Here is a 25,542-nt window from a genome sequence, read left to right as displayed (position 1 = left end):
AAAATTAAATAATTATGGAAAAGCTAACCAAAGAAGATATCAGTCAGGAAGTATTTGATTTATATGATGATTACGCTCATAATAAAATCAACAGAAGACAATTTGTCGAAAAACTCTCCATATTTGCTGTAGGAGCCGTTACGTTGCCTTCGCTTTTAAGTTTTATGACACCCAATTATGTCGACAGCATTTTGGTTCCTCCAACAGATCCAAGATTAAAAACGGGTTATATAAATTACAACTCTCCAAAAGGCGGCGGCAGTATTAAAGGGCTTCTCTCCCAACCTTCTGAAACCAAAAAGAAATTACCCGGAATAATCGTTGTACACGAAAACCGAGGCCTTAATCCGTATATTGAAGATGTTGGTCGACGTGCTGCAATCGAAGGTTTCATAACACTTGCTCCCGATGCTTTATCGCCTTTAGGTGGCTATCCCGGCAATGACGATGACGGACGTGAATTGCAAAAAAAGCGAACCAAAGAAGAAATGCTCGAGGATTTTATTGCCGCTTATGAATACTTAAAAGTACACAAAGATTGCAACGGTCACATTGGCGTAGTAGGATTTTGTTTTGGTGGATGGATTTCTAATATGATGGCCGTTAAAATACCTACTTTGGCCGCAGCCGTTCCTTATTACGGCGGACAACCGACCAAAGAAGAAGCCGAACACATAAAAACGCCTTTGTTATTGCATTATGCAGGTTTAGACACTCGTGTAAACGAAGGCTGGCCGGCTTATCAGGAAGTGCTTAACAAAAATAAAGTAGAAAATACCGCTTACTTTTATCCAAACGTAAATCATGGTTTTCACAATAATACAACACCAAGATATGACGAAGCTTCCGCCACTTTATCATGGACGAGAACTATTGCTTTTTTTAAGGAAAAACTAAAATAGAACTTTCTTTTAAATGACAAAATTAAAATCAACGGTTTATTTTTACATTCCTAAACATGTTTCATTACTTGATTTAAGCGGTGTTGTAGAAGTATTTCAGGAAGCTAATAATCTGGTTTTCAATTATCAGTTGAAATTCGTGAGCAGTCAAACTTCCATGAATTCTAATTCAGGTTTAGAGCTTTCTTCTTTAACGCAATTTACGGAAACAAATCCTCAAAAAAATGATATTATTTTTGTTTCGGGATTTAGTACACATCAATTAGCAAAACTTGCTGAAGAACCTTCTTTTTTTGAATGGCTGCAAGATGCAAACAAAAATCAAGCAACAATTTGCAGTGTTTGTACGGGAGCATTTTTGCTTGCAAAATCAGGACTTTTAGACCATAAAGAATGTACGACGCATTGGAAACTTGTTGAAAAACTGAAGAAAGATTTTCCGCTTTTAAAAGTTCAAACCAACACTTTATATACCAAATCTGATAACGTATATACCAGCGCTGGAATTGTAACCGGAATCGATTTGGCTTTGTTTATAATAGAAGAAAGACACGGAAAAGAAGCTGCAACTGCCATTGCCAAAGAGCTTGTAGTTTATAAACGAAGAAACGGAAGCGACGAACAGGAAAGCGTGTATTTGCAAAACAGAAATCATCGTGACGAAAAAATTCATACGATTCAGGATTGGATTATTTATAATTTAGAAAAGACTTCGAATATTGAATTTTTAGCTGATTTAGTTTTCATAAGTCCAAGAAATCTAACCCGTATTTTTAAGAAAGAAACGGGAATTACAATCGCCGAATACCGAACTAAATTGAGAATTGAAAAGGCTAAAAGCCTGCTCGCCAATTCAGATTATAAAATAGAACATATCGCTCATTTATGCGGTTATAAAACCTCTAAACAATTAAGAGTTGTTCTGGATCAGCATGTTTATGCATTGCCAACAACGATTAAAAACATACTGGCTTAAAACGACTATTGTTTGTCCTTTTTCAACAATAAGTACCAAACTACATTTGTAATCTAATAATCAAAAAGAGATACAAATGAAACTAAGAGAAAAAAATCCGGCTTTAATTATAATTGACGTTCAAAAAGGTTTTAACGAAGAAGATTTTTGGGGCGGAAACCGAAATAACAAAGATGCTGAAGCAAAAATGGCTCAAATTCTTGAAAAATGGAGAACACTTCAATTGCCTATTTTTCATATTGTTCACAGTTCTGTACATCCAAATTCAAAATTACATGCCTCAAATCCAGGTTTTGAAATCAAAGACGAAGTAAAACCAATTGACGGAGAACCAATCATTTCAAAAAACGTAAACAGTGCTTTTATCGGAACAGATTTAAAAGAAAGACTTGACACACAAGGAATAACAAATCTTGTTATTGTTGGGTTAACTACAAATCATTGCGTTTCTACTACAACCCGAATGGCAGGAAATTACGGTTATGAAAACTTATTAATCGCAGATGCCACGGCTACATTTGACAGAATTGGAATTAATGGTGAAAAATTTGATTCAGAATTAATTCATCAAACCAGTTTAGCCAGTTTAAACAATGAATTTGCAGAAGTAATTACTACAGAAAAACTTTTTGAATTGCTATAAAGAATTAAAATATCTGTTTTTTGAAATCGGTTTTGGGAAAGCAAATTTCTACCGAGAATATTGCGGAATAAAATCTAATTTTGCAGCAAATAAAAACTCAGATGAATCTGTACGAACTTACCGTAAACGATACCGAAAAAATAGCATTGAGTGATGTGCTTTTTAGTGATGAAAATAAATCTGCTTTAGCACAAACGATCAAAGAGCATCAATATATTGAGGAATTAAAAAAGTACAATCTTAAAGTAGATCATAAAATTTTACTGCACGGACATTCCGGCTGTGGCAAAACAACAACTGCAAAAGCTATTGCAACGGCTTTAGATAAAAATATTGTAATCATCAATTTAAGTACTTTAATTAATGCCCGAATTGGTGAAACTTCCAAAAATATAAAAGCTCTTTTTGACAAGGCAATTCGCGAAAAAGCAGTTTTATTTTTAGATGAATTTGACCAAATAGGAAAAAGCCGTGACAGCGACGATAAAGATGTTGGCGAAATGCGACGTCTAGTAAACACTATTATTCAATTGATTGATTATTTGCCCAATGAAAGCTTACTTATTTGCGCCACAAATCATTATCACAGTATTGACATCGCTTTATTGAGAAGGTTTCAAATACGATTAAAATTTGAAATGCCAAACGAAAAAGAACTAGACGTTTATTATGATAAAATATTAAATACTTTTCCGGCTCATTTACAAAATATTCCACGTAAATATGCTATTTCTTATGCAGAGGCAAAAGATTATATTCATACTATAATGAAAAAGCAAATTATTGAAGAATTGGAGCTTTTGAATCGGTAAAAACTAGATTAAATACGATTTAGATAATGAGTCATCCCATTTGCGAAATACTCAATTAGAGGGAGATCGCTCTTTTCATTTTCACATTGAACAATTTTTGATATGTATTCAATTTGTTGTTCCTGACTATTTATTTCAGGAAAAATTGGAGGACAATTATGTGACATTAAGATAGCACCAATCATTATTCTGCAAACTCTGCCATTACCATCTGCAAATGGATGAATCTCGTTTAAAAATTTGTTATGAAAGTAAGCTATTCCTGTTAGTAAATGTTTTTGGAAATCTAAATTATCTATATCATTCAATCTGGAATTAAACAGATTTAAATAACTTGCCATAATTATTTCAAGATTGTAATGAGGAGCGTACTCTTTATTTTCAAAAAAAGGCTCTCTGGATCCAACTGTGGGAACATTACGATAATTACCAACCAACTCAAGTTTAAAATCCGTTTCCCAAGATAATGGAGAACTCATTAAAGAAGCATGTACATTCTTTATTGTTTCTTCTGTAAATTCAAAATTGTCCAAGTTTTGCAAAAGATTTTTTAAAACTAATTGATGTTCTGAAATACCTAGCAATGAATCCAGATTAATGCCGCGTACACTTTCATTATTAAGAAAACGAATAGTATCACCGTATTGAAGTTTAGAATCTTCAACTCTGGCAGAATAAAAAGAATAATCATTGATTAAAGAATCTTTAAATTCTTCTGACCAATTTTCTCTGGGAAATTTTTCTTGAAATTTTAAAAGTGCAGTATTGAAGTTTATTAAATAATCTGGAAGCATAAATACTATCCGTTATATTTATTAAACATAAAACGTGTCCAATTTTTAATATCGTGAGGGTATGCAAATAAAGCATTGTCTTTTTTTAAAAAAGTTTTTCCAAAGAAGAATAACTGGAAATCTTTTTTAAAAGTACTCGGAATCGTATCAACAGCAACAAGATCTTTTGTCGTTGATAAATTTCTTAATGCAATTATGTCTTGTCTAGTAACTAACATATTGCAAAGGTATTAAATACTTTAATAAGTCTAACATGATCAATATAAAATTCAACCCGTAATAAAAGCAAATTATTGAAGAATTGGAGTTTTTGAATAAATAAAAAAATACAGCGTTTAGAAAATTTCTAAACGCTGTAAAACAAAATAAAGTAAAAATGATTTTTATCGGCGTCTAAAGCCGCCTCCGCCGCCTCTAAGACCACCGCCGCTACCTAATCCGCCACTTCGTTGAAAGTTTTGAAAATTTCTAGTTTGCGTTTCTCCTCTGTCCCTTGCAAAATCAGATTTATTAAGACCGTCAATTGTGTTGGCACGACCCGGTTCTCCGAGTGGTTTATCAGGCGAACCTAAAACTCTGTCTGATTTTTGTAAATCCAGATTATTATTTTGAATTTTATCTGCCGGACGCTGGATTTTTTCTCCGGAATTTTGTGCAGAACCTAATGTTCCCGCCTGAGTCCAGCCACCGTTACCATTATTATAATGGCTCCAATTTCCATTAGCATCCTTTTTATAAACGTGTCCGTCATGTCCTGCATACAAATTATCATTAGTATGAATGGTAGTTCCTCCGCCTCTATGATGCGTAATTACACCTTCATTTCCACCCGAAGTTTTATACCCAATTGCAGTTCCCTGTCTTGTAGTTACATGCCCTGTCTGAACCCAATCACGACCATTTGTCGCTGCCGAATGTCCCCATTGTGCGTATGCGTTATGTCCTTGTGCTGTAGCTGCATAATTTCCAGTCCACGGATTGTACGAATGAGCAACCGTGCGTCCGCCATACCAACCCTGAACACTTGCAGAACGGCCATATCTTCCTGTCGCAGGATTATACCATGCCGAAGTTCCTGCTGATCCGTAAGGTCCATAAACCGCTCTTCCGGCAGCCCAGCCGCCTGTCCAAGGATTATAAACAGCTCCAACACCATACGTACAAGGCCAGGGACGATAAATAGGATACATTGGACCGTAATAAAAATAAGGTGGATAATAAAATCCAGTTCCATACGTAAGTACTGAACCAATTATTGCACCTGCAATAAAAGCCCCAAAATAGCCTGCTGTAGTACTACTTTCTACCGTTGTATCGGTAACATTTGTTTGCGTTACATAAGTTACATTATAAACAGGTGAACTCGGCGGAATAGAATAAATTTCTTTAGGTACAGAAGTAGTTACTTTCCACGGTCCGTTTGGTGTAGTCGACATAAACCAAACTGCCTGAAAACACAAATAATACATATCACCAACTTTTATTACTTTCTCTTGTGTATTGCTCGCATACTGAAGTGAGGTTCCTTCAATTGGTTTAAATTGCGGTGTTCCATCATAATTTACCTTTGCTTTAGCTTCGGCATCAGCTTTTTTTATCACTGCAGTTGTAGGCACCTGCGCAAGCATTACTGCATCACTCGCTTCTTCCGTTCCCGGAACAGAAGCTAAAACACTCGCACGAGGTGAATTTTTAGGAATCTTTGCAAAATCTGCAGGTAAACTGGTAGTAGCATAACTCCACGGTCCCGTCAATTCTTTAGACTTAAACCATCTGCCGGAAAGCAATACATAATATTGTCCGTCTTTTTCATCGGCAAAAACGTCATTATCAGTATTATCGATATACATTAATTCTGTTCCTGGAATTTTTAAAAATTTAGGAGCTCCGTTTACTGAAATAAGTTCTGCCGGTTTATTACTAAAGAAAACCTGCAAATCTACATTAATAGCTTGAGCCGGAACCATTTTTTTGACATCATCAAAATTTTGTCCGGATGGCAAATTGTTCATTTCTTTTGGTAAATTTTGAGTTTTTGTCCATTTTCCGTTTAAATCTGTAGCCGTAAGCCACACATTTTCTGCCAATAAATAGTACTTTTTTGAAGGCTTATCAAAAAACAAATCCCAATTGGTATTCACAACATAACTCAAACTTGTTTTTTCTATTGGAGCCAAAACCGGTTCGCCCTGAACAATTAATAAAATTGACGGACTTGCACTATAAAAAATTGTTGGAGGATCATTTTTAACAGCCACACCTTTTGCAGGAGTATGACTTCGGCTTAAGCCAGCCATAACACGATCTAAAGCAATCGGATTTCCACTTTTTGGCATTAATTCTTTAAATAATTTCTCCATCTGAGGTGTTTGTTTCTCGTCAAGAGCAGGAAATCTTATATCAGTAACTTCTACATTTTTAAAAAATACATTATGAGAATCTTTATCAACCAAAGTTTCTACCTGCAAAGAAGCAACGCCTAAAACTTCTTTTCCGTCTTTTGGAGTCAAAGAAAATGCAATATCTGCCGTTAATTGTTTAAAATCTCTCCATTGATCGACTTGAGGCTGATAATAAATCAGTTTTGAGCCATTGTTGTTTACTTCCCGAGGCCAGCCAATATCGGTTGTGGCAGTAGAATCAGCAATTGATTTCTTTGTTAAATCGGCTAGATTTTCATCTTTATTATCCTTTTTACAGGAGAAAAATAGTAAAACAACACTAAATATTATGCTTGAGAGTATCTTTTTCATAATTTAATTTATTTCTTTTTAAGGTTTTACTTCGCTCGATTCTTCACTCTTTTCGTATCAGGTAAATCAATATTTCTTCTTCTAATTCTTTGGATAAATTTTCATATTCTAATTTGTGCCGAAAGTCTTTTTCAAATTTTTTCTTATATTTTTCAGCACTATTTTTACTCTTACAATATTCATCACAGATTTCCTTAAACTTATCATCTACTAAATATAAAATCTTAAGAGAATCGAGATATTCTGCAAATTTTGCATTGTATAATTCGTTTGGAAGAGACATAAAAATGGATTTTTTGTATTAAAAATTTAGTGGTCTTTAAGCTAAAACAATACAAATACTACACAACAAATCGGAAAGCTATAATTTGATGAATCTAAATTAGGAATAAGTGCGCAATAATATCCTGCAAACATGTTTCATGCGATAAAATGAAACATCAATTGCGCTATTTTGAAACATGAAAACATGAAAAATTTTTATTTTTAAAAACTTTTCGTTTCAAAAAAATTTATACATTAGCATGATTAAAAGCGTTTTGGCTTCTAAAAAACAATATTTAGAGAGCCGGAAAATATTCATCCAACAATTTTCGATTAAGCATTTTTGAAGCCTTTTTTAATGATGCATGCTTGAAAATTAAAGATCATTTTTTTACCTAATTTGTGTTTTATTTAAATCATAAACTTAGTAAGCATGACAACCGATATACTCGAATTAAACCACTTTATTGTTTTAATCGAACAATCGAATGCATCAAAAACATTTACTCAGAAATGTGAAATAGATGGTGATGCTGTGGGATTTGCTTTTTATGGTTCTGGCAATGTCGAATTAGAAATAAAACATAACCAGCAAACAAAATATTTAACCAATACAACCGGTTTGGCTATTTGTTTTTTTGGAAATCAGAAAGTAGAATTTTCTCACAAAATCGAACCCGGAAAACCACTACAGTCGATTAGTATTTTTTCTAAATTAAAAAACATGCATTTGCTATCGCAGGCAGAAAAGGAAATTTTCGAAAAATATTTACCTCAATTATTAAATCCTCAGGAACATTTTGTAAAAGGACCTTCTTTTTATATGACGCTGGATATGCAACTTGCGGTTCATAAAATTTTCAACACCAATTATACCGGCAATACGAGATTAATGTTTCTAAAAAGTCAGATCAATGAACTTTTAGCTCATTTTTTTGGATTGTTGGCAAGCGAGCAAAAAGAATTCTTTTCAGAAAAAGATAAAAACAAGCTTTTTAAGGCCAAAGAAATAGTGTCTCATAACTTTTCGCAGCCGCCATCGATTACACAGCTTTCTAAAATGGTTGGACTCAATAGCAGCAAACTAAAAAAGAACTTTAAAGAGTTGTTCGGAATTCCGGTTTTTAAATATATACAGGAAGAACGTCTTAACAAAGCTTATGAATTGTTGCAAAACAGCGATAAAACAGTTCAGGAAGCCGCCTGGGAAGTTGGTTATGAAAGTCTTGGTTCTTTTTCGAATGCTTTTTATAAAAAATTTGGAGCAAGACCTATTGAAATCAAACAAAAAAGCTTTTCAAACAAATCGTAATTCTTTTGCGACAAATGATTTAATTTATTCCTAAACACCTTTGTATCAGTATTAACTAAAAAATATTGATATGAATAACCAGAAAATTTTAGTACTTGGTGCTAACGGAAAAACAGGAAGCAGAGTCGTTGAACGTTTGCAAAAAATAAACGAAGTAGAAATTAGAATTGGCTCCAGAAGTACAGCTCAACCTTTTGATTGGGAAAATCCTGAAACCTGGTCGGCTGTTTTACAAGATATCGATTCTGTTTACATTACTTTTCAACCGGATTTAGCTGTTCCTGCCGCTGCAGAAATTATTCAGCAATTTGTTGTTCTTGCCACAAAACTTGGTGTGCAAAAGATGGTTTTATTATCCGGAAGAGGCGAAAAAGAAGCCCAGATTTGTGAAGAAATTATAAAAAATACAGCAAAAAACTGGACAATTGTAAGAGCGAGCTGGTTTAACCAAAACTTTAGCGAAAGCTTTTTTCTCGAACCCATTTTAGCCGGTTTTGTCGCTTTGCCAAGAGCTGAAGCACTCGAACCTTTTACCGATGCCAATGATATTGCCGATGTGGTTACAGAATGTCTTTTGCACGATCATAACAATCAGACTTACGAACTTACCGGACCAAGATTGTTAACTTTTCCTGAAGCTGTTGCAGAAATTGCAAAAGTAACTCATAAAGAGATTCAGTTTCAGGCATTAACTTTAGAAGAATACAAACAAATGCTGCGAGAATATCAAATTCCCGAAGATCATATCTGGCTTGTCAATTATCTTTTTGAACAGGTTTTAGACGGACGAAATTCTCATATTACAAATGATATTGAAAAAGTACTGGGCAGAAAACCAACTGATTTTGCAGCTTATGCAAAGGAAACTGCCGAAACGGGAATCTGGAATACGATAACCGTTTAATCTTATAGTTATGAATTATGTAAAAATTCTTTTGCCTGGCATATTAGTCTGGATTGCTGTAAGCATTTCGTTTTATATCTTAAGTTTTGTTCCGTTGGTAAATAGTTCGTTCCCGCTGCAAGCCGCATTGGTGATGCTTTTGATTATTTTTTATGCTAACGAAAGTGCCAAAATTTATTATAAAAGCGGATCTAAAATTCACGGCTTTGTTATTGGTATAACTATGTCTATAATAGTTTTGTTGTTAGATATTATAATAACAGTGCCGTTTTTTGAAATTCCAAATGGGAGAAGTTATCATCATTTTTTCAGTAATCCGGTGCTTTGGATATTGGTTTCTTTAAATATTTTGACCGTTTATTTTTATTGGAGAAATCAAGTTAGAAACAATCGTTGAAACATCAATTACATCAAAAGAACTTCTTAAGAAGATTCATAAAAAAGTTCAATTTTATTTAATTGGACTTTTTTACCTTTTATTATTATAAACTTACTGTTATGCTATCTAAAGTCATCTAAAAAAAAATTAAATTTGAGCACCCAAAACTCATTCTTAAAATTATGACGCAAAAGAAAAATTCTATTTTATTCGCCTTACTTACCGTGTTGCTTTTTGCATCACATTCCTACTCGCAAACTGCTGCTGCGAAAACAGATAGTTTAAAAACGGATAGCATAAAAGCTAAAAGTTCTAAAACAGTCAGCAAATCCAAATTATTTGAAGAAACCACAACAGATAGCGATTATTTGATGGCTATTGAAAAAGCCGGTGCTGTTATGGAATCTGCTTACAACGATGCCGATTTTGATGGAGCAAGTCACCATTTATTTGGAGAAATTAAAAGAACGCAAAGCAAACTTGATTTAATCTTAAACAGTTTGAGCGGCGCAAACCCAAACGTGCGTAACCAGCAAATGTATCGTATTGTACTGAAAGAAATCCAGCAGGAACTTGACGATCAAAACAATGCGATTAATTTACGCAATCAGAATCTTGAAAAAATCAAAAGCCGTTTTATCGAACTTCGTAAGGATAATACCTTAATGAGTCTTATAAAAGACACTATAAAACGTAAACAGTTTAAAAAAGAATTTGGAAATCTTAGAAAAAGATACAAAGCTACTGATAGTTTAATGACTAAAAATCAGGGCATTTTAAATACGAATAAGCGATTAACGGTTCAGCGAAAAATTGCAGTTTCAAATGCTTTGATTACTGTAGAAAATAAGCTTGAAAAGTCCGGAATTAGTATGCTTAAAAAAGAATATCCTTTTTTATGGAGCATCAACGATTCTGTTACCAAAAAACAAGTTGCCCAAAATATCAAAGCAAAAGTCATTATAGAAGAAAGCGTCGCGGCTTATTATTTAAGTTATCGTGCGGGCGGATTAATCACTTTGGCTTTTTTAATGGGAATTCTGGGTTGGTATATCAGACGTAATCTAAACTACTTAAAGGATAATGGACATACCGAAAAACTTGCTTCTTTTAATTTTAAATATCTTAACAGAGGTGTAATTATTCCGGTTATTGTAATTGGTTTAAACATTGCTATTGTTGGTAATTTGTACGCTCCGGCATTTTTTATAGAATTGCTTCATCTTATTTTACTTGGTGCTCTTACGCTCCTTTTCAAGAATAAATGGTCCGGAAAATCAATGCGAAACTGGCTGCTGCTTTTAGGATTATTCCTGGCGCTTTGTTTCCTTGATTTATTTATTGGAGTTGGCTTGTTTCAACGTTGTTGTTTTATTGCCATTAATGTTTTCGGAATTCGTTATGGTTTGGTGCAAATCAAGAGCATTAAAGATGAATTGTATATTAAAGGTTTCTTTAAATGGGCCAGTATTATTTTTATTGGTTTAAATGGTTTATCTATACTTTACAATCTTTTTGGACGCGTTTCGCTTTCAAATATGCTTAGCTTAACGGCTTTTATATCGCTTACTCAAATTGTTGCGCTTAGTGTTTTATTGAAAATAATTCTGGAAATCATTATTTTACAGATATATACAACTCGCCTTAAACGTGATATCGAAAAGCTTTTTGATCACGAAAGTTTATCAGATACGCTTAAAAAACCCTTTATAATTGTTATCAGTTATATGTGGCTTGTGGTAATTGCTTCAAATTTAAATATTTGGGAATCTTTACGAACTTCATTAGGATCAGTTCTGAGCCATCCTAATACAATAGGAAGCATAACTTTTACTTTAGGAAATATTGTGCTGTTTTTTATTATTATCTGGACAGCGCATTTATTGCAGAAATATGTAGCGTACTTTTTTGGTGAAATTGATGATGAAAACGAAGAAAACATCAATAAAAGACAACATTCTAAATTGTTAATTACCCGATTGGTGGTCTTAATTGTTGGTTATCTTTTGGCCGTTGCCGCTTCTGGAATGCCTTTGGATAAATTGAGTATACTTTTAGGAGCTTTAGGTGTGGGTGTTGGACTTGGATTGCAAAATGTGGTAAACAACTTTGTTTCGGGTATTATTTTGATTTTTGATAAACCTATTCAAATTGGAGATGTAATTGATATTAGTTCTGAATCTGGCCGTGTAAAATCGATGGGACTTCGTACGACTAAAATCAATGCTCCAAATGGTGCAGAAATCATTATTCCGAATGGAAATTTATTATCGCAAAACATTACAAACTGGACGTATACTGACAATTTTAAATTAGTAGAAATTTCAATTGAAGTTACCGGAGATATTAATCCTGAAGATATTAATGTAATTATAAACGAATCGTTAGAAAGTCTTCCGTTAGTAAATAATACAAAAGCTTCGCAAATTTATTATACTGCCATTTCTGACGGAAAATATAAAATCCTGATTAAATTCTGGTGCAGTATTTACCGTACCGAAGAAACCGTTAGTAGTGCAAGACAAGTTATGTTTAGCAATTTTAAAGCTAAAGGATTAACTTTTTCATCATAGAAAAAGGATTCTTCTTAAAATCAAAAAGCCGTCAGATATTAATTTGACGGCTTTTTTTTTGAAACATACTATTAGAATTTTGCTGTAAATTCTTTTGCAAAATCTTCCAGTTTTATTTTTCCATCAACAGAAGCATTAGTTTTAAAGAAATCTTCTGCAATTTTTCCGCTTCGTAATCCTGAACCCATTTCAGTATATAAACCTGCAATCTCCTCCGGTAATCCTGCTTGTGCCATTCCTTGCAACGATTGCTCATCAGTAAATTCAATCCACGGTAAATCTGTTTTGTCAATTGCGGTTCCTAAAACTTTTGCCACTTCTGCAGGCATGCGCACATCACTAATGATGTAACGAATATTTTTACCAGAAGTTTCTTTTTGCAATTCTTCGGCTACAGCGGTTGCAATATCTTCAGGATGTACAAAAGGTATTTTTGTATCTGCTGAATAATTAGAACCAATTATTCCCGCTCCTTTTATCATTGGAACATCATTGTATAAATTGGTGAAAAAGAATCCTGCGCGTAAAAATGTAACGGCAGTATTTTCTAATTTCTCATACAATTTTTCAATTTGATAAAGTCCTTTAATTGGCCCAGTTCCGTTTTCTAAATGAGCACCAATACTGCTAAGCATTACAACACGCTTTACTCCTGCTTTTTCTATTGCTTCTGCAAAAGATTTCCCTGCATTTACCGTATTCAAAATTACATTTGAACCTCCTAAATTTGGCGGCGTCATAGCAAAAAGAGCATCAGCTCCGGCAAAAGTCTGTGCCAGGAAAGCAGTATCACTAACAGAACCAATTGCAGCTTTTGCGCCTAAATTTTCTATTGCTGTTTTTCTGTCTTCATTACTGCTGATAACCATTACGTTGTGTCCTGCAGCAACAAGTTTTGTTGTTAATGGTTTTCCGATGTTCCCTAAAGAACCTGTAATTATAATTTTCATCTTTAATTGTTTTGATTTTACAGAAACAAAGGTATATTTGTACTTACTTTTATACAAGTACTCACCCGAAAGTATGTAACATGACAGCAATTAAAGAATCATCGACAATTCAGGAAAACAAGAAGTATGCCTTAGATAATTGTCCCGTAACGTATGTAATGGAAAAAATTGGCGGTTATTGGAAACCTATTATCGTCTATCATTTATCGCTTGGCGATAAGCGTTATAGCGAACTAAAAAGAACAATTCCGGCAATATCCGAGAAAATGCTTATTCAGCATTTGAAACAATTAGAGGCAGATGGTCTTGTTATCAGAGAAGCAAAACCTGTTGTGCCTCCATTCGTAACGTACCGATTGAGTAAAGCCGGAAGCGGTTTAATCCCTGTTATTGAAGCAATGGCAGCTTGGGCATTTAAAGAAAAAGATGGCATTTTTAGTGTTTAACTAAATCACATAATTTAATTAATGAACGGCCAGCTTTTTAATCATTTCAACTGATATTGAATCAGCATACATGCCAAAAGCACTCATTAAAACACCTTTAATATCATTTTTTACAGAACTTATTCCGTAAACTATATCTTCATCTCCTGGATCTGTATCACCTTCAAAACGGAAATAATATTCGATATTAAATTCATCCGGCGATAAAGATTGTTTTCCGTTATTGAATACAATACAATCTTCGGCAATATTAAAATCTTTTGTAAATCCCTGATTGCTTAACCAAAGTAAAGCTTCGGTAACGGTATCAAATGAGGGTTGTTGGTTTGGGTTTTCCATATTTTAAGTTTTAATTTTTTGTTTTATTGTCTATTCTATTTTAAGTCTCATATTTATGAAACCAAATAGCGTACCTTAATTTAAAAAACTGATATTTAATCAATTACAAACAATAACATTTTCTATTTTAGCGATATATCATAGAATTACTGTTGAGTTTAGCAATAATCTTGTCATCCTGACAAACCAGGAGTATTTATTCCAAAAAATGCTTCTTCTTAATACCCAGTTTTTGCATTTTAGAAATTAATGTAGTCGAAGGAATTTCTAATTTTACCGCAGCTCCGTTTGGACCGGAAATTCTGCCATTGCACATTTTTATTACTTTAAGAATATATTCTTTTTCCATTTCTTTTAATGGCTTAATTTGAAATTCATTAAAGCTATTCGAAGCCATAATCTTTTCATTATCAGATAAAAAACTTACTTCATTTATGGTAGATTCGTTGGTTAGAAGAATACTTCTTTCCAGGCAATGTTCTAATTCTCTGATATTTCCGGGCCAGGAATAATTTAGTATCGATTTTAATGCATTTGCCGATAAACCGATATTTTTCTTGTTGCAATTATGGGCGTATTTATTCAAAAAAAATAAGCATAATTCCGGAATATCTTCTTTACGATTTCGAAGTGGCGGAACCAAAATAGGAAAAATATTTAAGCGAAAAAACAGATCTTTTCTAAATCTTCCTTCCTGCATTTCGAGTTGCAAATCCCGATTTGTTGCCGCAATAATTCTCACATTTACTTTTATCGCTTTTTTTCCTCCAATTCTTTCAAATTCTTTTTCCTGCAATACGCGAAGTAATTTCGTTTGCATTTCTGTTGGAAGATCTCCAATTTCATCTAAAAACAAAGTACCGTTATGTGCTAATTCAAACTTACCAATTCGTTTTTCTACAGCTCCTGTAAAACTTCCTTTTTCATGTCCAAAAAGCTCACTTTCAATTAGATTTACAGGAATTGCAGCACAATTAACCTTTATCATTGGGTGCTTTCTTCTGGAAGAATTTTGGTGAATTTCGCGCGCCACAACTTCTTTTCCCGTTCCGCTTTCGCCGAGAATCAAAACGCCGCTGTCAGACGAAGCAACCTGATTTATAAGTGTTTTTACTTTTTGAATTGCGTCACTATTTCCGATAATTTCAGAATCTTCGTTTCCATTTTGATTTTTAGCTGTTTGAAATGAAATTGAAGACGCATTTTCATCAATATTTTCTATTTTTTCTAAAAGAAGAATATTTGAAACCGTTAATGCTAATGCCATTTTTAAACCCCTAAGCAATCGCAACGCATTTCTGTCGAGTGTTTGTGGCTTTTTAAAAAAGAGAAATAATACTGAAGGATTATTTTTGTGATATTGCAATGGCAACGCAATAATTTCACGTATTCCCAACAAATTTGTATCTGTAATAAAAGAGTTTGAATGCGTTTTTTTGCTTAAAAAAGTACAATCAAATATAAGTGGATCAGCAGATTGCAAAGCAGAATTAAAAAACCCGTCGTTTACATCATACTTTATTCCTTCATTTTGTTTGGCTATTTTTACATCATTATGAAAAAACAATTGGTATTGCATTTCTTCCTGATTTGTAGTTCCGATGGCAAAATAATCAAAAAGAAAATTATCTTTTAATTCACCATTAACAACCGATAAAAGTTCATCGTAACCAGAAACATTAGCAAGATAAGTGCTCAGGGAAAGTAAAAGAAAATGTTCTCTTTCACGTTCCTGCATTGATTTTAACATTGCTTCTGTTTTGTCCATATTAATATTGAAATAAAATTAGTGGCAAAAAAAATCTTTACGATTTAAAAATAAGTTTATTCACCAAATCAATTTCATCCTGATTTATAGTGTGCCCCATATTATTGTAGACTTTTTCGGTTACATCGGCACCTAATTCTTTCAGGATATTTGTTGTCGCATAAACTCGTTCTACAGGAACATGAAAATCAGGATTGCTTGTGCCAATGAAAATTGGAGTTCCTTCAAAATTTCCTGAATAATGCTCGTTATAAATCTGATCGCCAATTAATCCTCCGGTAAAAATAACCGCGCCGCCATATTTAGTGGCATTTCTGGCAATAAATTCAGCAGATAAACAAGCACCTTGCGAAAACCCAAGAAAGTATATGTTTTCTTTTGAAATTCCGTCTTTTACAATTTCCTCAACAACCTGTCCTACAACATTTAATGCAGATGAAAGCCAAGGTTCATTTGCTTCAGGTTTTGCCAAAAAAGATTGCGGATACCAACTATTATTGGTTGCCTGCGGCGCATAAAAAGCAAAATCATCTGTATTTAAGTTTGATGTTAAAGACAAAATATCGTGTGCGCTTGCTCCTCTTCCGTGCAATAAAATAAGTGCTTTATTTGCGTTGCTTTTCCCAGCTTTTATTATTTGAATTTCGTGCATATTACTATTATTTAGGATCGTTTAAGGTAAGTTTTGGCAAAGCTTTTTCGATCGTTTCTCTTTCTTTTTCAAACCATTCCGGCAATTTTAATTCTTCGCCAAGATGGTTTATATCTTCATCTACAGCAAATCCGGGACCGGCAGTTGCAACTTCAAATAAAACACCTCCGGGCTCTTTAAAATAAATCGAAGTAAAATAGTTTCTGTTTAATATTTCAGTCGGATTTAATCCTCTTTCGACTATTTTTTCTCTTATTATTTCCTGAGAAGTCCTATCCGCTGTTTTAAAAGCCAAATGATGCACGGTTCCGCTTCCTGCAAGACCTCGCAAACTATTTGGTTCACACAAAATATCGATATAATTTCCTGATGAATTCGTTGCTGCAAAACGAAACCTATTATTGCTTTCTGCGATTAATTCATGATCTAAATATTCGGTCAATAAACCTCCGGTTTGTTCGTAACCTTCGTGCCAAATCTCGACATTATGAAAACCTCTTATAGCGTTAGATTCGTTAAACGGACCTTTATGATACCCAACTCTTTTATCATTATCATTAAAAATCAATTCCATACCAAGTCCGTCGTGATCTTCAAAATAAATTACAACTTCAGTTTCAAAACGCAATTGCGGATCTTTATAATTTATTCCGAATTGTTTGAACCGATTCTCCCAAAATTCAATTGAGTTTGCCGGAACAGAAAATGTCGTTGTATTCAGCATTCCTTTTCCGTGACGTCCCATTTTTAAGCCATCATACGGAAAAAATGTCAAAACACTTCCCGGATTTCCTTCGGCATCTCCATAATATAAATGATATATCTGATTTGCATCAAAATTGACTGTTTTCTTGATCAGTCTTAAACCCAAAAATCCGGTATAGAAATCTAAGTTTTTTTGAGCATTTCCTGCCAATGCGGTAACGTGGTGAATTCCTGTAACTAACTTTTCCATAATTTATTTAATTAAAAATATGCTCCAAGGGTTGAAACCGTGGGTTACGTATTATTATAATACATTACGTTCCAACGGTTTAAACCGTTGACTATATTTTATGTGTTAAAAATGACAAACAGCTTTGTCAAAGTTTAAAATTTTGACAAAGTTTATTGAAAACTGAGACTGAAAACTACTTCTGCCAAATATCAGCATATTCATCCGGATGTCTTGTAAATTGGGCAAAAACATACGGGCAAAGTGCTTTTACCATATATTTATGTTCGCGAACATACGCCACCATTGCATCTAAAAGTAGTTTTGCATATCCTTTTCCGTTGAATTTTTCATCAACTTCTGTGTGGTAAACAGTCAGGGTTGTACCTGAAATACTAAGTACCATTTCGCCTATTTTCTCCTCATTTTCAATTAATTGAAAACCTCCGTGTTGCTTTTCGTCTAGTTTTAATTTTACTTCCGGCATCTTTTCTTTATTTAAATTAATTTTGGTAAAACTTCTTCAATTCTGGCTCTTAACGGCTCGTGTTGTTTTGGCAGTTTCAAATGTGTTCCTAATTCTGACAAAGGTTCATCAACTGTAAAACCGGGATTGTCTGTTGCAATTTCAAAAAGAACGCCGCCCGGTTCACGAAAATAAAGCGAATAAAAATAATCGCGATCAATTTTTGGTGTAATTCCTAAATTTTCGCTCATAATTCTTTCGTGAAAAGCCATTTGAATCTCTTCATTAGCTACTCTAAACGCTACGTGATGGTTCGTTCCTGCAGCGTTTTGTCCGCTGGTTCCCGTTGGGCTCTCCAACAAATCAATTATAGAAGCATTTTCTACGGCACTTGTTGCAAAACGAAATCTATTGGCTTCTTGCGAAACTAATTCGTAACCAAAAATATCGGTTAGAATTTTAGCTGTTTTATCAATCGATTTTAAAGATAAAGTGGTGCTGTGAAATCCTTTTGTGCCAACATTTTTCTTTACTTCTTCGGTTTCAAAAGCAATTCTGCTGTCTTCTTTTTTCGGAATAATTAAACTGATATTCAAACCATCCGGATCTGTAAAAGGCAAAAATGTTTCTCCAAATCTTTCTGATTGTTCTCCAAAACTTACATTGTGTTTTTTGAATCTTTCTGTCCAGAATTCTAAACTTCCTTCGGGAACTGCGTAGCCAATTTCAGTTGCTTGTCCGTTTCCAATTTTTCCTTTTCCGATTCCTTCCCACGGAAAAAAGGTTAAAATTGTTCCGGGAGTTCCGTGTTCATCTCCGTAATAAAAATGATATGTTCCCGGATCATCAAAATTTACGGTTTTTTTTACCATTCTTAACCCCAATACTTTGGTATAGAAATCATAATTAGCTTGTGCATTGCTTGCGATTGCGGTGATATGGTGCAATCCCTGAATTTTTTCTTTCATCTTTATATAGTTTTATATTGAGTGCAATTGTTTTTAACACATAGAATCATAATCATAGTTATTGTAAATAGTTAAAAGGCGTTTTACTTGTTTAAATTCACATAACTAATACTATTTTAAATATGCTCCAGTGCATTTTTTGTTATTCTGACGGAGGAGGAATCCCCTCAAGAAACTCTATACAGAAAATCGCCTATCTTTGTAGAGATTCCAGTGTGATCGTCCCTCCGTCAGGATGACAAGCTTTGTGAAAAAGCTGTCATAATTAAAAATAACCTTGTTTAATATTTAGTTTTTTCATTTTTGAATACAATGTCGAAGGCGAAATTTTGAGTATTTCAGCTGCTCCGCCGGGACCAAAAACTTTTCCGTCGGCTATTTTTAGCACATTCATAATATGTTCCTTTTCCATATCTGCAAGCGACAAAATTTCGCTGTCATTTTCTTTTTTTGGAGCAGGAAAATCTCTTGTAATATCAAATGTTTTAATTTCGTTTTCTGTCGCCATCAAAACGCTTCTTTCTACTAAATGTTCGAGTTCCCGAATATTTCCCGGCCAATCGTAATCCTGCAATTGCTGCAAGGCTTTGGCTGATATTTTTTTAATATTCCTTTTCGATTTTAAAGCATATTTCTGCAGAAAATAATGCGCTAAATCTTCAATATCTTCTTTTCTGTCGCGTAAAGCGGGCAATTCCAGCGGAAAAACATTCAATCGGTAATATAAGTCTAACCTAAATCTTCCTTCGGCAACTTCATCAGGAAGACATCTGTTTGTTGCGGCAATAATTCGAACATCTAATTTAATCGTTTTTTCGCTTCCAAGTCTTTCAATTTCTTTTTCCTGTAAAACTCTCAACAATTTTACTTGTGAATCTAACGGCAATTCGCCTATTTCATCCAGAAAAATAGTTCCTCCATTGGCTTGTTCAAATTTTCCTATTCGCACATTATCAGCTCCCGTAAAAGCGCCTTTTTCGTGTCCGAATAACTCAGATTCTATAAGCGATTCCGGCAATGCTGCACAATTTACAACGACTAAAGGTTTTGCTTTTTTAGCTGATAAAGAATGAATTAAATTGGCAATTTTTTCTTTCCCTGTTCCGCTTTCTCCCAAAATCATTACAGAAGTTTCTGTTGGCGCCACAATCTCGATTTTCTGCATTAAATCGACGAGTTTCTTGTTTTTACCAATTATATCGAGATTTTTATTTCCTTTTGAAGCAAGATTCGCTAGTTTATTTCCATTTTCCACACTGTATTTATATCGGGCAATATCGAGCATCACAAACAAATCACGCTCCCTAAATGGCTTTACTAAAAAACCATACGGCTGGGTTTCTTTTACTGCATTTAGAATAGAATGATTTGTATTTGCTGATATGTATAAAAACGGAATTTTCATTTTTTCTAATTCCCAAGCAAGGTCAATTCCGGTAAGATTGCCTTTCAGTATAATGTCTAATAATACCCAATTTGGTTTTTTTGTTTCGATTAAAATTCGGGCTTCTTCAACAGACGCGGCGATTCCACAAACTTCGTAACCGGATTTTACGAGAATCATTTTCAAATCATTCGCAACAATAAATTCATCTTCAACTATTAGTATTTTCTCCTTCATTCTTGTTTTAATTTGCTGCTTTTTTAAAATGTATTATAATCGAAAGTCCGTTTTTCTTCTCAATCGTAAATGTGCCTTCGAGTTGGGTAATTAAACCCTGCATTAGATTTATCCCAAATGTGTTTCTGTTTTTAAAATCGAAATCATCAGGAACTCCTGCTCCATGGTCTGAAATTATTAACTGATATTCTTCTTCTTTTATTTTCCTGAGCTGAATATCAATCGCTCCTCTGTCTACTTTTGGATACGCATATTGAATCGCGTTTACTATGGCTTCATTCAAAATTAATCCTAGCGGAATGGCCTGAACTACATCTAATTCGACACTTTCGATATCCAGATTATAAGCTATTTTATTATCGGTATCAAAAACGTTTTTTAAATAATTTGCCAGTTCCGGAATGTACCAATTCATATCAATCGTAGACAAATTCTCATTTTGATATAATTTTTGATGAATAATAGCCATCACATACATTCTGTTTTGGCTGTTTTGTATGGCCAAAAGCGCTTCTTTATTATCAAGATAGGCCGATTGTGTGTTTAAAAGGCTAATCACGATTTGCAAATTGTTTTTTACGCGATCATGAAGTTCTTTTAATAACCATTCTTTATCCAAAAGTAACTTTTTTAGGCTTATATTTTGCTCATTAATTTGCTCTTGTTTTAATGAAAGATCCTTATTGATTCGGTTTTTAGATTTATAACAAAAAAATAACAGCACAAAAATTACAAACAGAAACACAAGAATTACAACGAAATTATGTTTTACAACTTTTTGTGATAAAACGATTTGGTTTGCAGTAAATTTTACGCCATTGTTATGCATAGAGAAATTTTGGTTCGTGACCAGCAACAAAATCACGAGCCAAAAATGCAGATATTTTTTTCTTAAAAAATCTTCTTTATACATTGTTACAGCAATTTATTCAACTCATAACTTTGTTTCTGTTTTTACATGGCTGTTTTTTAAGTAGCATAAAACCATGATAACTCCCGGTAATAAAACAGGTATTAAACCCCATTTTTTTCCGGCAATTGCGCCTAAAAAACATCCGGTTAAAAAACCTCCAATGGTAACAAATTGTTTTTTAAAGCTTTCTTTACTGCTTAAATCGGTAAATTTTGTTTTTAGTAAAATCCCAATATCAAGCGAAGCCTGCGTTACGTTTCCTGTCATCATGGTTGTTGGGCCGTGCGTTTCTTTGCTAAAAAGCTTGCCAAACGCATTTTGTAAACCCATTGCAAAAACTATTATCATGGCTGTAAAATATAACGACCAGGTACTTGTAATATGTAAGTAATGGAACACAACTGCAAATACTCCGCTAAGCAGTAAAATACAGCCTTCCCAAAATAATATTTTATATTTTACTGTTGATTTTGATGCGATATAGCCGCCAATCATTACCGAAATAATGAAGACCGGAAACGTCAGCAATTTTACCCACGCATTTATATCGTCTCCATTAATGATTTGATAGGCAAACACAATAAAGTTGCCCGTTACGTGTGCTGAGAATAAATTGTCTGCCGCAACAAAAGTCAATGTGTCGCAATATCCTGCAATGCAAGTTAGTAGCAAAGTAATATACCAAATGTTTTTAGGCTGCTCCATAGTTTTTATTTTAAATGTGAACGTAACATCCAGGCCATTTTTTCGTGTGTTTCCATCAAACCTGTTATATAATCGCTTGTTCCTAAATCCTGATATTCATTAGCATAAACAGTAATATTTTCACGCAAGTGAATAATAATGCTTTCATGATCAATCAAAAGTTCTTTTATAAATCCTTTGCTGTCATTTTTTTCTTTTACTTGTTCTGAAAGGTGTGTTAGTTCAAGAAATTCTTTTAATGTTGCCGGCGCGTAATGTCCTAACATTCTGATTCTTTCTGCCACTCCGTCAATTATTTCATCAACCTGATTGTATTGTTCTTCAAAAAATAAGTGTTTGTTGTAGAAATCATCACCTTCTACATTCCAGTGTGCTTTTCTGGTTTTGGTATACAAAATAAATTCATCTGCTAATATCTTGCATAATGAATGTGCAGTTTTTGAAAGGTTTTCTTGTTTGATTCCGATTTGGGTTTGCATGATTTGTTGGGGTTTTATAATGAATTTAAAATAACTTGGGATTGTGATCTTTTTTTAAACACATAGAGACATAGTCAGGTTTGCGTTTAAAGGCGTTTCACTTGCATTAATTCATATAGCTATGTGTGGAAACTAGTTTCATATTTTATTCTTTTTTCAAACAATAAAACCTATGTTTCTATGTGTTTAAAAATTATACGCAATGGGTTAAAATATAATGATCTATGGAATAAGTTCCTGCGCCTAATGCTAATAAAAACAGCAAAGTGACGGTGTATATGTACGGAACATCTCTAACTTCAAGAGAATCTTTTCTGTGAACGATAAAATAACCAACGGCCGTAACGCCAATTGTTGGTAAAATGAATAATCGCGTTCCTAAACCTAAAATCAGAAAAAAAGGCACAACTGTGTCTGAAAATGTGGCCACTAAACCGTTTAGTTTTTCCGGCAAATGTAGCGGATTTGGCACGTGTTCGCGTTCTCCGTTTTCGATTCTGAATTTTTTCATTCCGTGCACTCTGAACAATTCAACAGCAACTAAAATCCTAAAAACCAATAAAGCGATGTTATTGATGTCGCTTCCAACATCTGAATAAAGCAATAATTTAACTATTTCCATTTTTTTATGTATTTAAAAAGCAAAACATGAACATCCTAAAGCGCCCCAAAAAGCATTGTAATTGTTTACAGGAATATTGCTTAATCGCGCCGCATTATGATCGTGAGCGTGAACGTCACAACTTCCTGAACAACAATGAATTTGTGCAGAAGCATTGTTTATTACCGAATTTGATTTATTTAATTGAAGGTCGATCGCACTTTTATTATGCGATTCTGCGTGGTAATATCCGTTGTAAATATTGGTTGGCGACCAATCCGGAAGTATGGGAACTGATGGCGGTGAAAACGATGAAAAATCACCTTTTGCGTACACGATTTTTCCGTCAACAACGGTTAGAACTGATTCTATGTTTTTGATATCTTCGTCATCAACAGAAAAATAATCACGATCCAAAACGGCAAGATCGGCAAGCATTCCGTTTTGAATATCTCCTTTTTTATTTTGTTCCTGCGAAAACCAGGCGCTTCCTCTTGTATATAGCTGTAGAGCGGTGTCACGGCTTAAACGGCTTTCGTTATACAATTGCAATCCTCCAACGGTTTTACCAACTGTAAGCCAATACATTGAAACCCACGGATTGTAACTGCTAACTCTTGTAGCATCAGAACCTCCGCCTACAGGAATTTCCATTTCCAGCATTTTTTTGATTGGTGGCGTATTTTCAGCGGCTTTTGCACCGTAACGATCTGTAAAATATTCACCCTGATACGCCATTCTGCTTTGTATTGCGATTCCGCCGCCAAGCGCTTTTACCCTTTCCATGTTGCGCTCGTCAATTGTTTCGGCGTGGTCAAATATCCACGGTAAATCGTTAAACGGAATTTCTTTGTTTACTTTTTCAAATACATTCAAAAATCGTGTTATGCTTTCGTTATACGTTGCATGAAGCCTGAAAGGCCAACGATTTGCAACCAATAAACGAATTACTTTTTCTAATTCAGCTTCCATGTTTTCAGGAAGATCTGGTCTTGGTTGCAGAAAATCCTCAAAATCTGCTGCCGAAAAAACCAACATTTCTCCTGCTCCGTTATGACGGTACATATCATCGCCCTGATATAATTTTACTTCCTGAATCCATTCGTCAAAATCTTCAAACTCTTGTTTTGGACGTTGTGTAAACAAGTTATAAGCGATACGAACGGTTAATTGTTCTTTTTCATTTAGCTCATTTACAACTTTATAATCATCGGGAAAATTCTGAAATCCGCCTCCGGCATCAATCACACTTGTAATTCCAAAACGATTTAATTCTTTCATATAATGACGCGTAGAATTAATCTGATGCTCATAAGAAAGTTTTGGGCCTTTTGCCAATGTCGAATACAAAATCATGGCGTTTGGCGACGCAATAATTAAACCTGTTGGTTCGCCTTTTGCATCTTTTTGAATTACTCCGCCTTGTGGTGCAGGCGTATCTTTTGTAAAACCAATTACTTTTAGTGCAGCACGGTTTAAAAAAGCACGATCGTACAAATGCAATATAAAAACCGGAGTTTCGGGAGCAATTGCATTAATTTCCTCGAGCGTTGGCATACGTCTTTCTGCAAACTGAAACTCAGACCAGCCTCCTACTACACGCACCCATTGCGGCGATGGCGTTCGATCAACTTGTTCTTTCAGCATTCGCATTGCATCTGCTAACGAAGGAACACCGTCCCAACGCAATTCAAGGTTATAATTTAAGCCGCCACGAATTAAATGAATATGCGAATCGTTTATTCCGGGAACAACTCTTTTTTGCTTTAAATCTATAATTTTAGTATCGGCATCGCTGTATTCTAATACTTCGGCATCATTACCAACAATAATAAATTTTCCATCCTTTATGGCGACAGCCGTAGCGTTTTTATTAATTGCCGTGAAAGAATGTACTTTCCCGTTGAATAAAATAATATCTGCTTTCATACTAAAATTATTTATTGTTTAATGATGATCGTGCATAAGCAATAAAGATACCTAAACTTTTAAGTAGTTATTATACAAGTATTTTATCGTTTTTTAACCGATTTCAATTTACGAAATATCGTTAATTCCTGAAGTTATTTATTAAATGAAGAGATTTAAACAGATCAATTCAATCTTTTTCAGGTTTGATAAAAGCGTTGATTTTAGGAAATATTTTTGATACGGCTTTCTGATTTTTTATTATTTAAAAATTAACTTCATTTTTAATAATACTTTATTTTTATTCGTTTGAAATATTAAAAAGATAATTATCGTTAAGTTCTTGTTTAAGCATGAATTCTAAAGAAAAAATGACCTAGTTTTGTTTCCTGTAATAATTAGGTTTCACTTCTAAAAAAGCTTATTTATTTCATCTAAAAACACTTTTCCTGAATTAATAATATGAATTTCCTTTAAAAT

General features: G+C 33.9%; 26 protein-coding genes. 9 read left to right on the top strand and 17 right to left on the bottom strand.

From position 1 onward, the window contains the following. Nucleotides 1-14: 14 nt before the first annotated feature. The 4 genes from GKZ86_RS04655 (at nucleotide 15) to GKZ86_RS04640 (ending at nucleotide 3,333) form a co-directional block, all read left to right on the top strand. Entirely contained in the window at nucleotides 15-902 is an 888-nt protein-coding gene (locus GKZ86_RS04655) for a dienelactone hydrolase family protein (RefSeq protein ID WP_154781947.1), read from the top strand. Between the two features lie 13 nt (nucleotides 903-915). After that, complete coding sequence (locus GKZ86_RS04650; RefSeq protein ID WP_154781946.1) at nucleotides 916-1,878, top strand: GlxA family transcriptional regulator; 963 nt, start codon at nucleotides 916-918, stop codon at nucleotides 1,876-1,878. A 76-nt stretch (nucleotides 1,879-1,954) separates the two neighbouring features. Beyond that, entirely contained in the window at nucleotides 1,955-2,521 is a 567-nt protein-coding gene (locus GKZ86_RS04645; RefSeq protein WP_154781945.1) for a cysteine hydrolase family protein, read from the top strand. A gap of 101 nt (nucleotides 2,522-2,622) precedes the next feature. Then, nucleotides 2,623-3,333: an AAA family ATPase gene (locus GKZ86_RS04640; RefSeq protein WP_154781944.1), complete on the top strand. Its 711-nt coding sequence runs from the start codon at nucleotides 2,623-2,625 to the stop codon at nucleotides 3,331-3,333. 8 nt (nucleotides 3,334-3,341) lie between these two features. On the opposite strand, the gene GKZ86_RS04635 is transcribed toward GKZ86_RS04640, so the two are convergent. From GKZ86_RS04635 to GKZ86_RS04620, 4 genes are all read right to left on the bottom strand, one after another. Then, nucleotides 3,342-4,127 carry a Fic family protein gene (locus tag GKZ86_RS04635; RefSeq protein WP_154781943.1) on the bottom strand — a complete coding sequence of 262 codons (786 nt, stop codon included), beginning with the start codon at nucleotides 4,125-4,127 and terminating at the stop codon, nucleotides 3,342-3,344. 5 nt (nucleotides 4,128-4,132) lie between these two features. Continuing rightward, on the bottom strand, nucleotides 4,133-4,345 hold the full coding sequence (locus tag GKZ86_RS04630; protein WP_154781942.1) for a hypothetical protein: 213 nt from the start codon (nucleotides 4,343-4,345) through the stop codon (nucleotides 4,133-4,135). A gap of 165 nt (nucleotides 4,346-4,510) precedes the next feature. Further along, complete coding sequence (locus GKZ86_RS04625) at nucleotides 4,511-6,880, bottom strand: hypothetical protein (RefSeq protein WP_154781941.1); 2,370 nt, start codon at nucleotides 6,878-6,880, stop codon at nucleotides 4,511-4,513. A 43-nt stretch (nucleotides 6,881-6,923) separates the two neighbouring features. Then, a complete protein-coding gene (locus tag GKZ86_RS04620) occupies nucleotides 6,924-7,163 on the bottom strand; it encodes a hypothetical protein (RefSeq protein WP_154781940.1) in 240 nt (79 codons plus the stop codon). A gap of 414 nt (nucleotides 7,164-7,577) precedes the next feature. Between GKZ86_RS04620 and GKZ86_RS04615 the strand changes: the two genes are divergently transcribed. The 4 genes from GKZ86_RS04615 to GKZ86_RS04600 all read left to right on the top strand — a co-directional run bounded on the left by GKZ86_RS04615 (nucleotide 7,578) and on the right by GKZ86_RS04600 (nucleotide 12,312). Next, nucleotides 7,578-8,456: an AraC family transcriptional regulator gene (locus GKZ86_RS04615; RefSeq protein ID WP_154781939.1), complete on the top strand. Its 879-nt coding sequence runs from the start codon at nucleotides 7,578-7,580 to the stop codon at nucleotides 8,454-8,456. Nucleotides 8,457-8,526: 70 nt separating this feature from the next. Beyond that, a complete protein-coding gene (locus GKZ86_RS04610; protein ID WP_154781938.1) occupies nucleotides 8,527-9,360 on the top strand; it encodes an NAD(P)H-binding protein in 834 nt (277 codons plus the stop codon). Between the two features lie 10 nt (nucleotides 9,361-9,370). Next, nucleotides 9,371-9,757 (top strand): DUF5367 family protein, encoded by a 387-nt coding sequence (locus tag GKZ86_RS04605; protein ID WP_154781937.1) that lies wholly within the window; start codon nucleotides 9,371-9,373, stop codon nucleotides 9,755-9,757. Nucleotides 9,758-9,921: 164 nt separating this feature from the next. Next, complete coding sequence (locus GKZ86_RS04600; RefSeq protein WP_154781936.1) at nucleotides 9,922-12,312, top strand: mechanosensitive ion channel domain-containing protein; 2,391 nt, start codon at nucleotides 9,922-9,924, stop codon at nucleotides 12,310-12,312. Between the two features lie 71 nt (nucleotides 12,313-12,383). Here GKZ86_RS04600 and GKZ86_RS04595 read toward each other — a convergent pair whose 3' ends face one another. Further along, nucleotides 12,384-13,262 (bottom strand): NAD(P)H-binding protein, encoded by an 879-nt coding sequence (locus GKZ86_RS04595; RefSeq protein WP_154781935.1) that lies wholly within the window; start codon nucleotides 13,260-13,262, stop codon nucleotides 12,384-12,386. An 80-nt stretch (nucleotides 13,263-13,342) separates the two neighbouring features. Here GKZ86_RS04595 and GKZ86_RS04590 point away from each other — a divergent pair, with 80 nt between their 5' ends. Continuing rightward, nucleotides 13,343-13,708, top strand: coding sequence for a helix-turn-helix domain-containing protein (locus GKZ86_RS04590; RefSeq protein ID WP_154781934.1), 366 nt, complete (start codon nucleotides 13,343-13,345; stop codon nucleotides 13,706-13,708). Nucleotides 13,709-13,726: 18 nt separating this feature from the next. Here GKZ86_RS04590 and GKZ86_RS04585 read toward each other — a convergent pair whose 3' ends face one another. From GKZ86_RS04585 to GKZ86_RS04530, 12 genes are all read right to left on the bottom strand, one after another. Further along, entirely contained in the window at nucleotides 13,727-14,047 is a 321-nt protein-coding gene (locus GKZ86_RS04585; RefSeq protein WP_154781933.1) for a phosphoribosylpyrophosphate synthetase, read from the bottom strand. Nucleotides 14,048-14,243: 196 nt separating this feature from the next. Further along, complete coding sequence (locus tag GKZ86_RS04580; RefSeq protein WP_154781932.1) at nucleotides 14,244-15,815, bottom strand: sigma-54-dependent Fis family transcriptional regulator; 1,572 nt, start codon at nucleotides 15,813-15,815, stop codon at nucleotides 14,244-14,246. A 37-nt stretch (nucleotides 15,816-15,852) separates the two neighbouring features. Continuing rightward, nucleotides 15,853-16,467 (bottom strand): alpha/beta hydrolase, encoded by a 615-nt coding sequence (locus tag GKZ86_RS04575; RefSeq protein WP_154781931.1) that lies wholly within the window; start codon nucleotides 16,465-16,467, stop codon nucleotides 15,853-15,855. A gap of 7 nt (nucleotides 16,468-16,474) precedes the next feature. Continuing rightward, complete coding sequence (locus GKZ86_RS04570; RefSeq protein ID WP_154781930.1) at nucleotides 16,475-17,422, bottom strand: ring-cleaving dioxygenase; 948 nt, start codon at nucleotides 17,420-17,422, stop codon at nucleotides 16,475-16,477. A 175-nt stretch (nucleotides 17,423-17,597) separates the two neighbouring features. Continuing rightward, a complete protein-coding gene (locus GKZ86_RS04565) occupies nucleotides 17,598-17,888 on the bottom strand; it encodes a GNAT family N-acetyltransferase (protein WP_154781929.1) in 291 nt (96 codons plus the stop codon). 11 nt (nucleotides 17,889-17,899) lie between these two features. Further along, nucleotides 17,900-18,835, bottom strand: a complete 936-nt coding sequence (locus GKZ86_RS04560; RefSeq protein WP_154781928.1) for a ring-cleaving dioxygenase — start codon at nucleotides 18,833-18,835, stop codon at nucleotides 17,900-17,902. Between the two features lie 265 nt (nucleotides 18,836-19,100). Further along, a complete protein-coding gene (locus tag GKZ86_RS04555) occupies nucleotides 19,101-20,456 on the bottom strand; it encodes a sigma-54 dependent transcriptional regulator (protein WP_154781927.1) in 1,356 nt (451 codons plus the stop codon). 7 nt (nucleotides 20,457-20,463) lie between these two features. After that, nucleotides 20,464-21,285, bottom strand: a complete 822-nt coding sequence (locus GKZ86_RS04550) for a sensor histidine kinase (RefSeq protein ID WP_194632446.1) — start codon at nucleotides 21,283-21,285, stop codon at nucleotides 20,464-20,466. Between the two features lie 105 nt (nucleotides 21,286-21,390). Beyond that, on the bottom strand, nucleotides 21,391-22,074 hold the full coding sequence (locus GKZ86_RS04545; RefSeq protein WP_154781925.1) for a YoaK family protein: 684 nt from the start codon (nucleotides 22,072-22,074) through the stop codon (nucleotides 21,391-21,393). A 5-nt stretch (nucleotides 22,075-22,079) separates the two neighbouring features. After that, nucleotides 22,080-22,553 carry a Dps family protein gene (locus GKZ86_RS04540; RefSeq protein ID WP_154781924.1) on the bottom strand — a complete coding sequence of 158 codons (474 nt, stop codon included), beginning with the start codon at nucleotides 22,551-22,553 and terminating at the stop codon, nucleotides 22,080-22,082. A 193-nt stretch (nucleotides 22,554-22,746) separates the two neighbouring features. Next, a complete protein-coding gene (locus GKZ86_RS04535) occupies nucleotides 22,747-23,175 on the bottom strand; it encodes a DoxX family protein (protein ID WP_154781923.1) in 429 nt (142 codons plus the stop codon). Between the two features lie 12 nt (nucleotides 23,176-23,187). After that, entirely contained in the window at nucleotides 23,188-25,083 is a 1,896-nt protein-coding gene (locus tag GKZ86_RS04530; RefSeq protein ID WP_154781922.1) for an amidohydrolase, read from the bottom strand. Nucleotides 25,084-25,542: the final 459 nt, after the last annotated feature.

The sequence above is a fragment of the Flavobacterium sp. LC2016-13 genome, assembly GCF_009707955.1.
In the GTDB taxonomy this organism is placed as follows: Bacteria; Bacteroidota; Bacteroidia; order Flavobacteriales; family Flavobacteriaceae; genus Flavobacterium.
Note: the sequence above shows the minus strand (reverse complement) of the source record. Positions and strands in the feature narration are given on the sequence as shown.

What these genes read in the sequence shown, in the direction of transcription:
- GKZ86_RS04655 (WP_154781947.1), top strand. Translation starts at nt 15, where the DNA reads ATGGAAAAGCTAACCAAAGAAGATATCAGTCAGGAAGTATTTGATTTA.
- GKZ86_RS04650 (WP_154781946.1), top strand. Translation starts at nt 916, where the DNA reads ATGACAAAATTAAAATCAACGGTTTATTTTTACATTCCTAAACATGTT.
- GKZ86_RS04645 (WP_154781945.1), top strand. Translation starts at nt 1,955, where the DNA reads ATGAAACTAAGAGAAAAAAATCCGGCTTTAATTATAATTGACGTTCAA.
- GKZ86_RS04640 (WP_154781944.1), top strand. Translation starts at nt 2,623, where the DNA reads ATGAATCTGTACGAACTTACCGTAAACGATACCGAAAAAATAGCATTG.
- GKZ86_RS04635 (WP_154781943.1), bottom strand. Translation starts at nt 4,127, where the DNA reads ATGCTTCCAGATTATTTAATAAACTTCAATACTGCACTTTTAAAATTT.
- GKZ86_RS04630 (WP_154781942.1), bottom strand. Translation starts at nt 4,345, where the DNA reads ATGTTAGTTACTAGACAAGACATAATTGCATTAAGAAATTTATCAACG.
- GKZ86_RS04625 (WP_154781941.1), bottom strand. Translation starts at nt 6,880, where the DNA reads ATGAAAAAGATACTCTCAAGCATAATATTTAGTGTTGTTTTACTATTT.
- GKZ86_RS04620 (WP_154781940.1), bottom strand. Translation starts at nt 7,163, where the DNA reads ATGTCTCTTCCAAACGAATTATACAATGCAAAATTTGCAGAATATCTC.
- GKZ86_RS04615 (WP_154781939.1), top strand. Translation starts at nt 7,578, where the DNA reads ATGACAACCGATATACTCGAATTAAACCACTTTATTGTTTTAATCGAA.
- GKZ86_RS04610 (WP_154781938.1), top strand. Translation starts at nt 8,527, where the DNA reads ATGAATAACCAGAAAATTTTAGTACTTGGTGCTAACGGAAAAACAGGA.
- GKZ86_RS04605 (WP_154781937.1), top strand. Translation starts at nt 9,371, where the DNA reads ATGAATTATGTAAAAATTCTTTTGCCTGGCATATTAGTCTGGATTGCT.
- GKZ86_RS04600 (WP_154781936.1), top strand. Translation starts at nt 9,922, where the DNA reads ATGACGCAAAAGAAAAATTCTATTTTATTCGCCTTACTTACCGTGTTG.
- GKZ86_RS04595 (WP_154781935.1), bottom strand. Translation starts at nt 13,262, where the DNA reads ATGAAAATTATAATTACAGGTTCTTTAGGGAACATCGGAAAACCATTA.
- GKZ86_RS04590 (WP_154781934.1), top strand. Translation starts at nt 13,343, where the DNA reads ATGACAGCAATTAAAGAATCATCGACAATTCAGGAAAACAAGAAGTAT.
- GKZ86_RS04585 (WP_154781933.1), bottom strand. Translation starts at nt 14,047, where the DNA reads ATGGAAAACCCAAACCAACAACCCTCATTTGATACCGTTACCGAAGCT.
- GKZ86_RS04580 (WP_154781932.1), bottom strand. Translation starts at nt 15,815, where the DNA reads ATGGACAAAACAGAAGCAATGTTAAAATCAATGCAGGAACGTGAAAGA.
- GKZ86_RS04575 (WP_154781931.1), bottom strand. Translation starts at nt 16,467, where the DNA reads ATGCACGAAATTCAAATAATAAAAGCTGGGAAAAGCAACGCAAATAAA.
- GKZ86_RS04570 (WP_154781930.1), bottom strand. Translation starts at nt 17,422, where the DNA reads ATGGAAAAGTTAGTTACAGGAATTCACCACGTTACCGCATTGGCAGGA.
- GKZ86_RS04565 (WP_154781929.1), bottom strand. Translation starts at nt 17,888, where the DNA reads ATGCCGGAAGTAAAATTAAAACTAGACGAAAAGCAACACGGAGGTTTT.
- GKZ86_RS04560 (WP_154781928.1), bottom strand. Translation starts at nt 18,835, where the DNA reads ATGAAAGAAAAAATTCAGGGATTGCACCATATCACCGCAATCGCAAGC.
- GKZ86_RS04555 (WP_154781927.1), bottom strand. Translation starts at nt 20,456, where the DNA reads ATGAAGGAGAAAATACTAATAGTTGAAGATGAATTTATTGTTGCGAAT.
- GKZ86_RS04550 (WP_194632446.1), bottom strand. Translation starts at nt 21,285, where the DNA reads ATGCATAACAATGGCGTAAAATTTACTGCAAACCAAATCGTTTTATCA.
- GKZ86_RS04545 (WP_154781925.1), bottom strand. Translation starts at nt 22,074, where the DNA reads ATGGAGCAGCCTAAAAACATTTGGTATATTACTTTGCTACTAACTTGC.
- GKZ86_RS04540 (WP_154781924.1), bottom strand. Translation starts at nt 22,553, where the DNA reads ATGCAAACCCAAATCGGAATCAAACAAGAAAACCTTTCAAAAACTGCA.
- GKZ86_RS04535 (WP_154781923.1), bottom strand. Translation starts at nt 23,175, where the DNA reads ATGGAAATAGTTAAATTATTGCTTTATTCAGATGTTGGAAGCGACATC.
- GKZ86_RS04530 (WP_154781922.1), bottom strand. Translation starts at nt 25,083, where the DNA reads ATGAAAGCAGATATTATTTTATTCAACGGGAAAGTACATTCTTTCACG.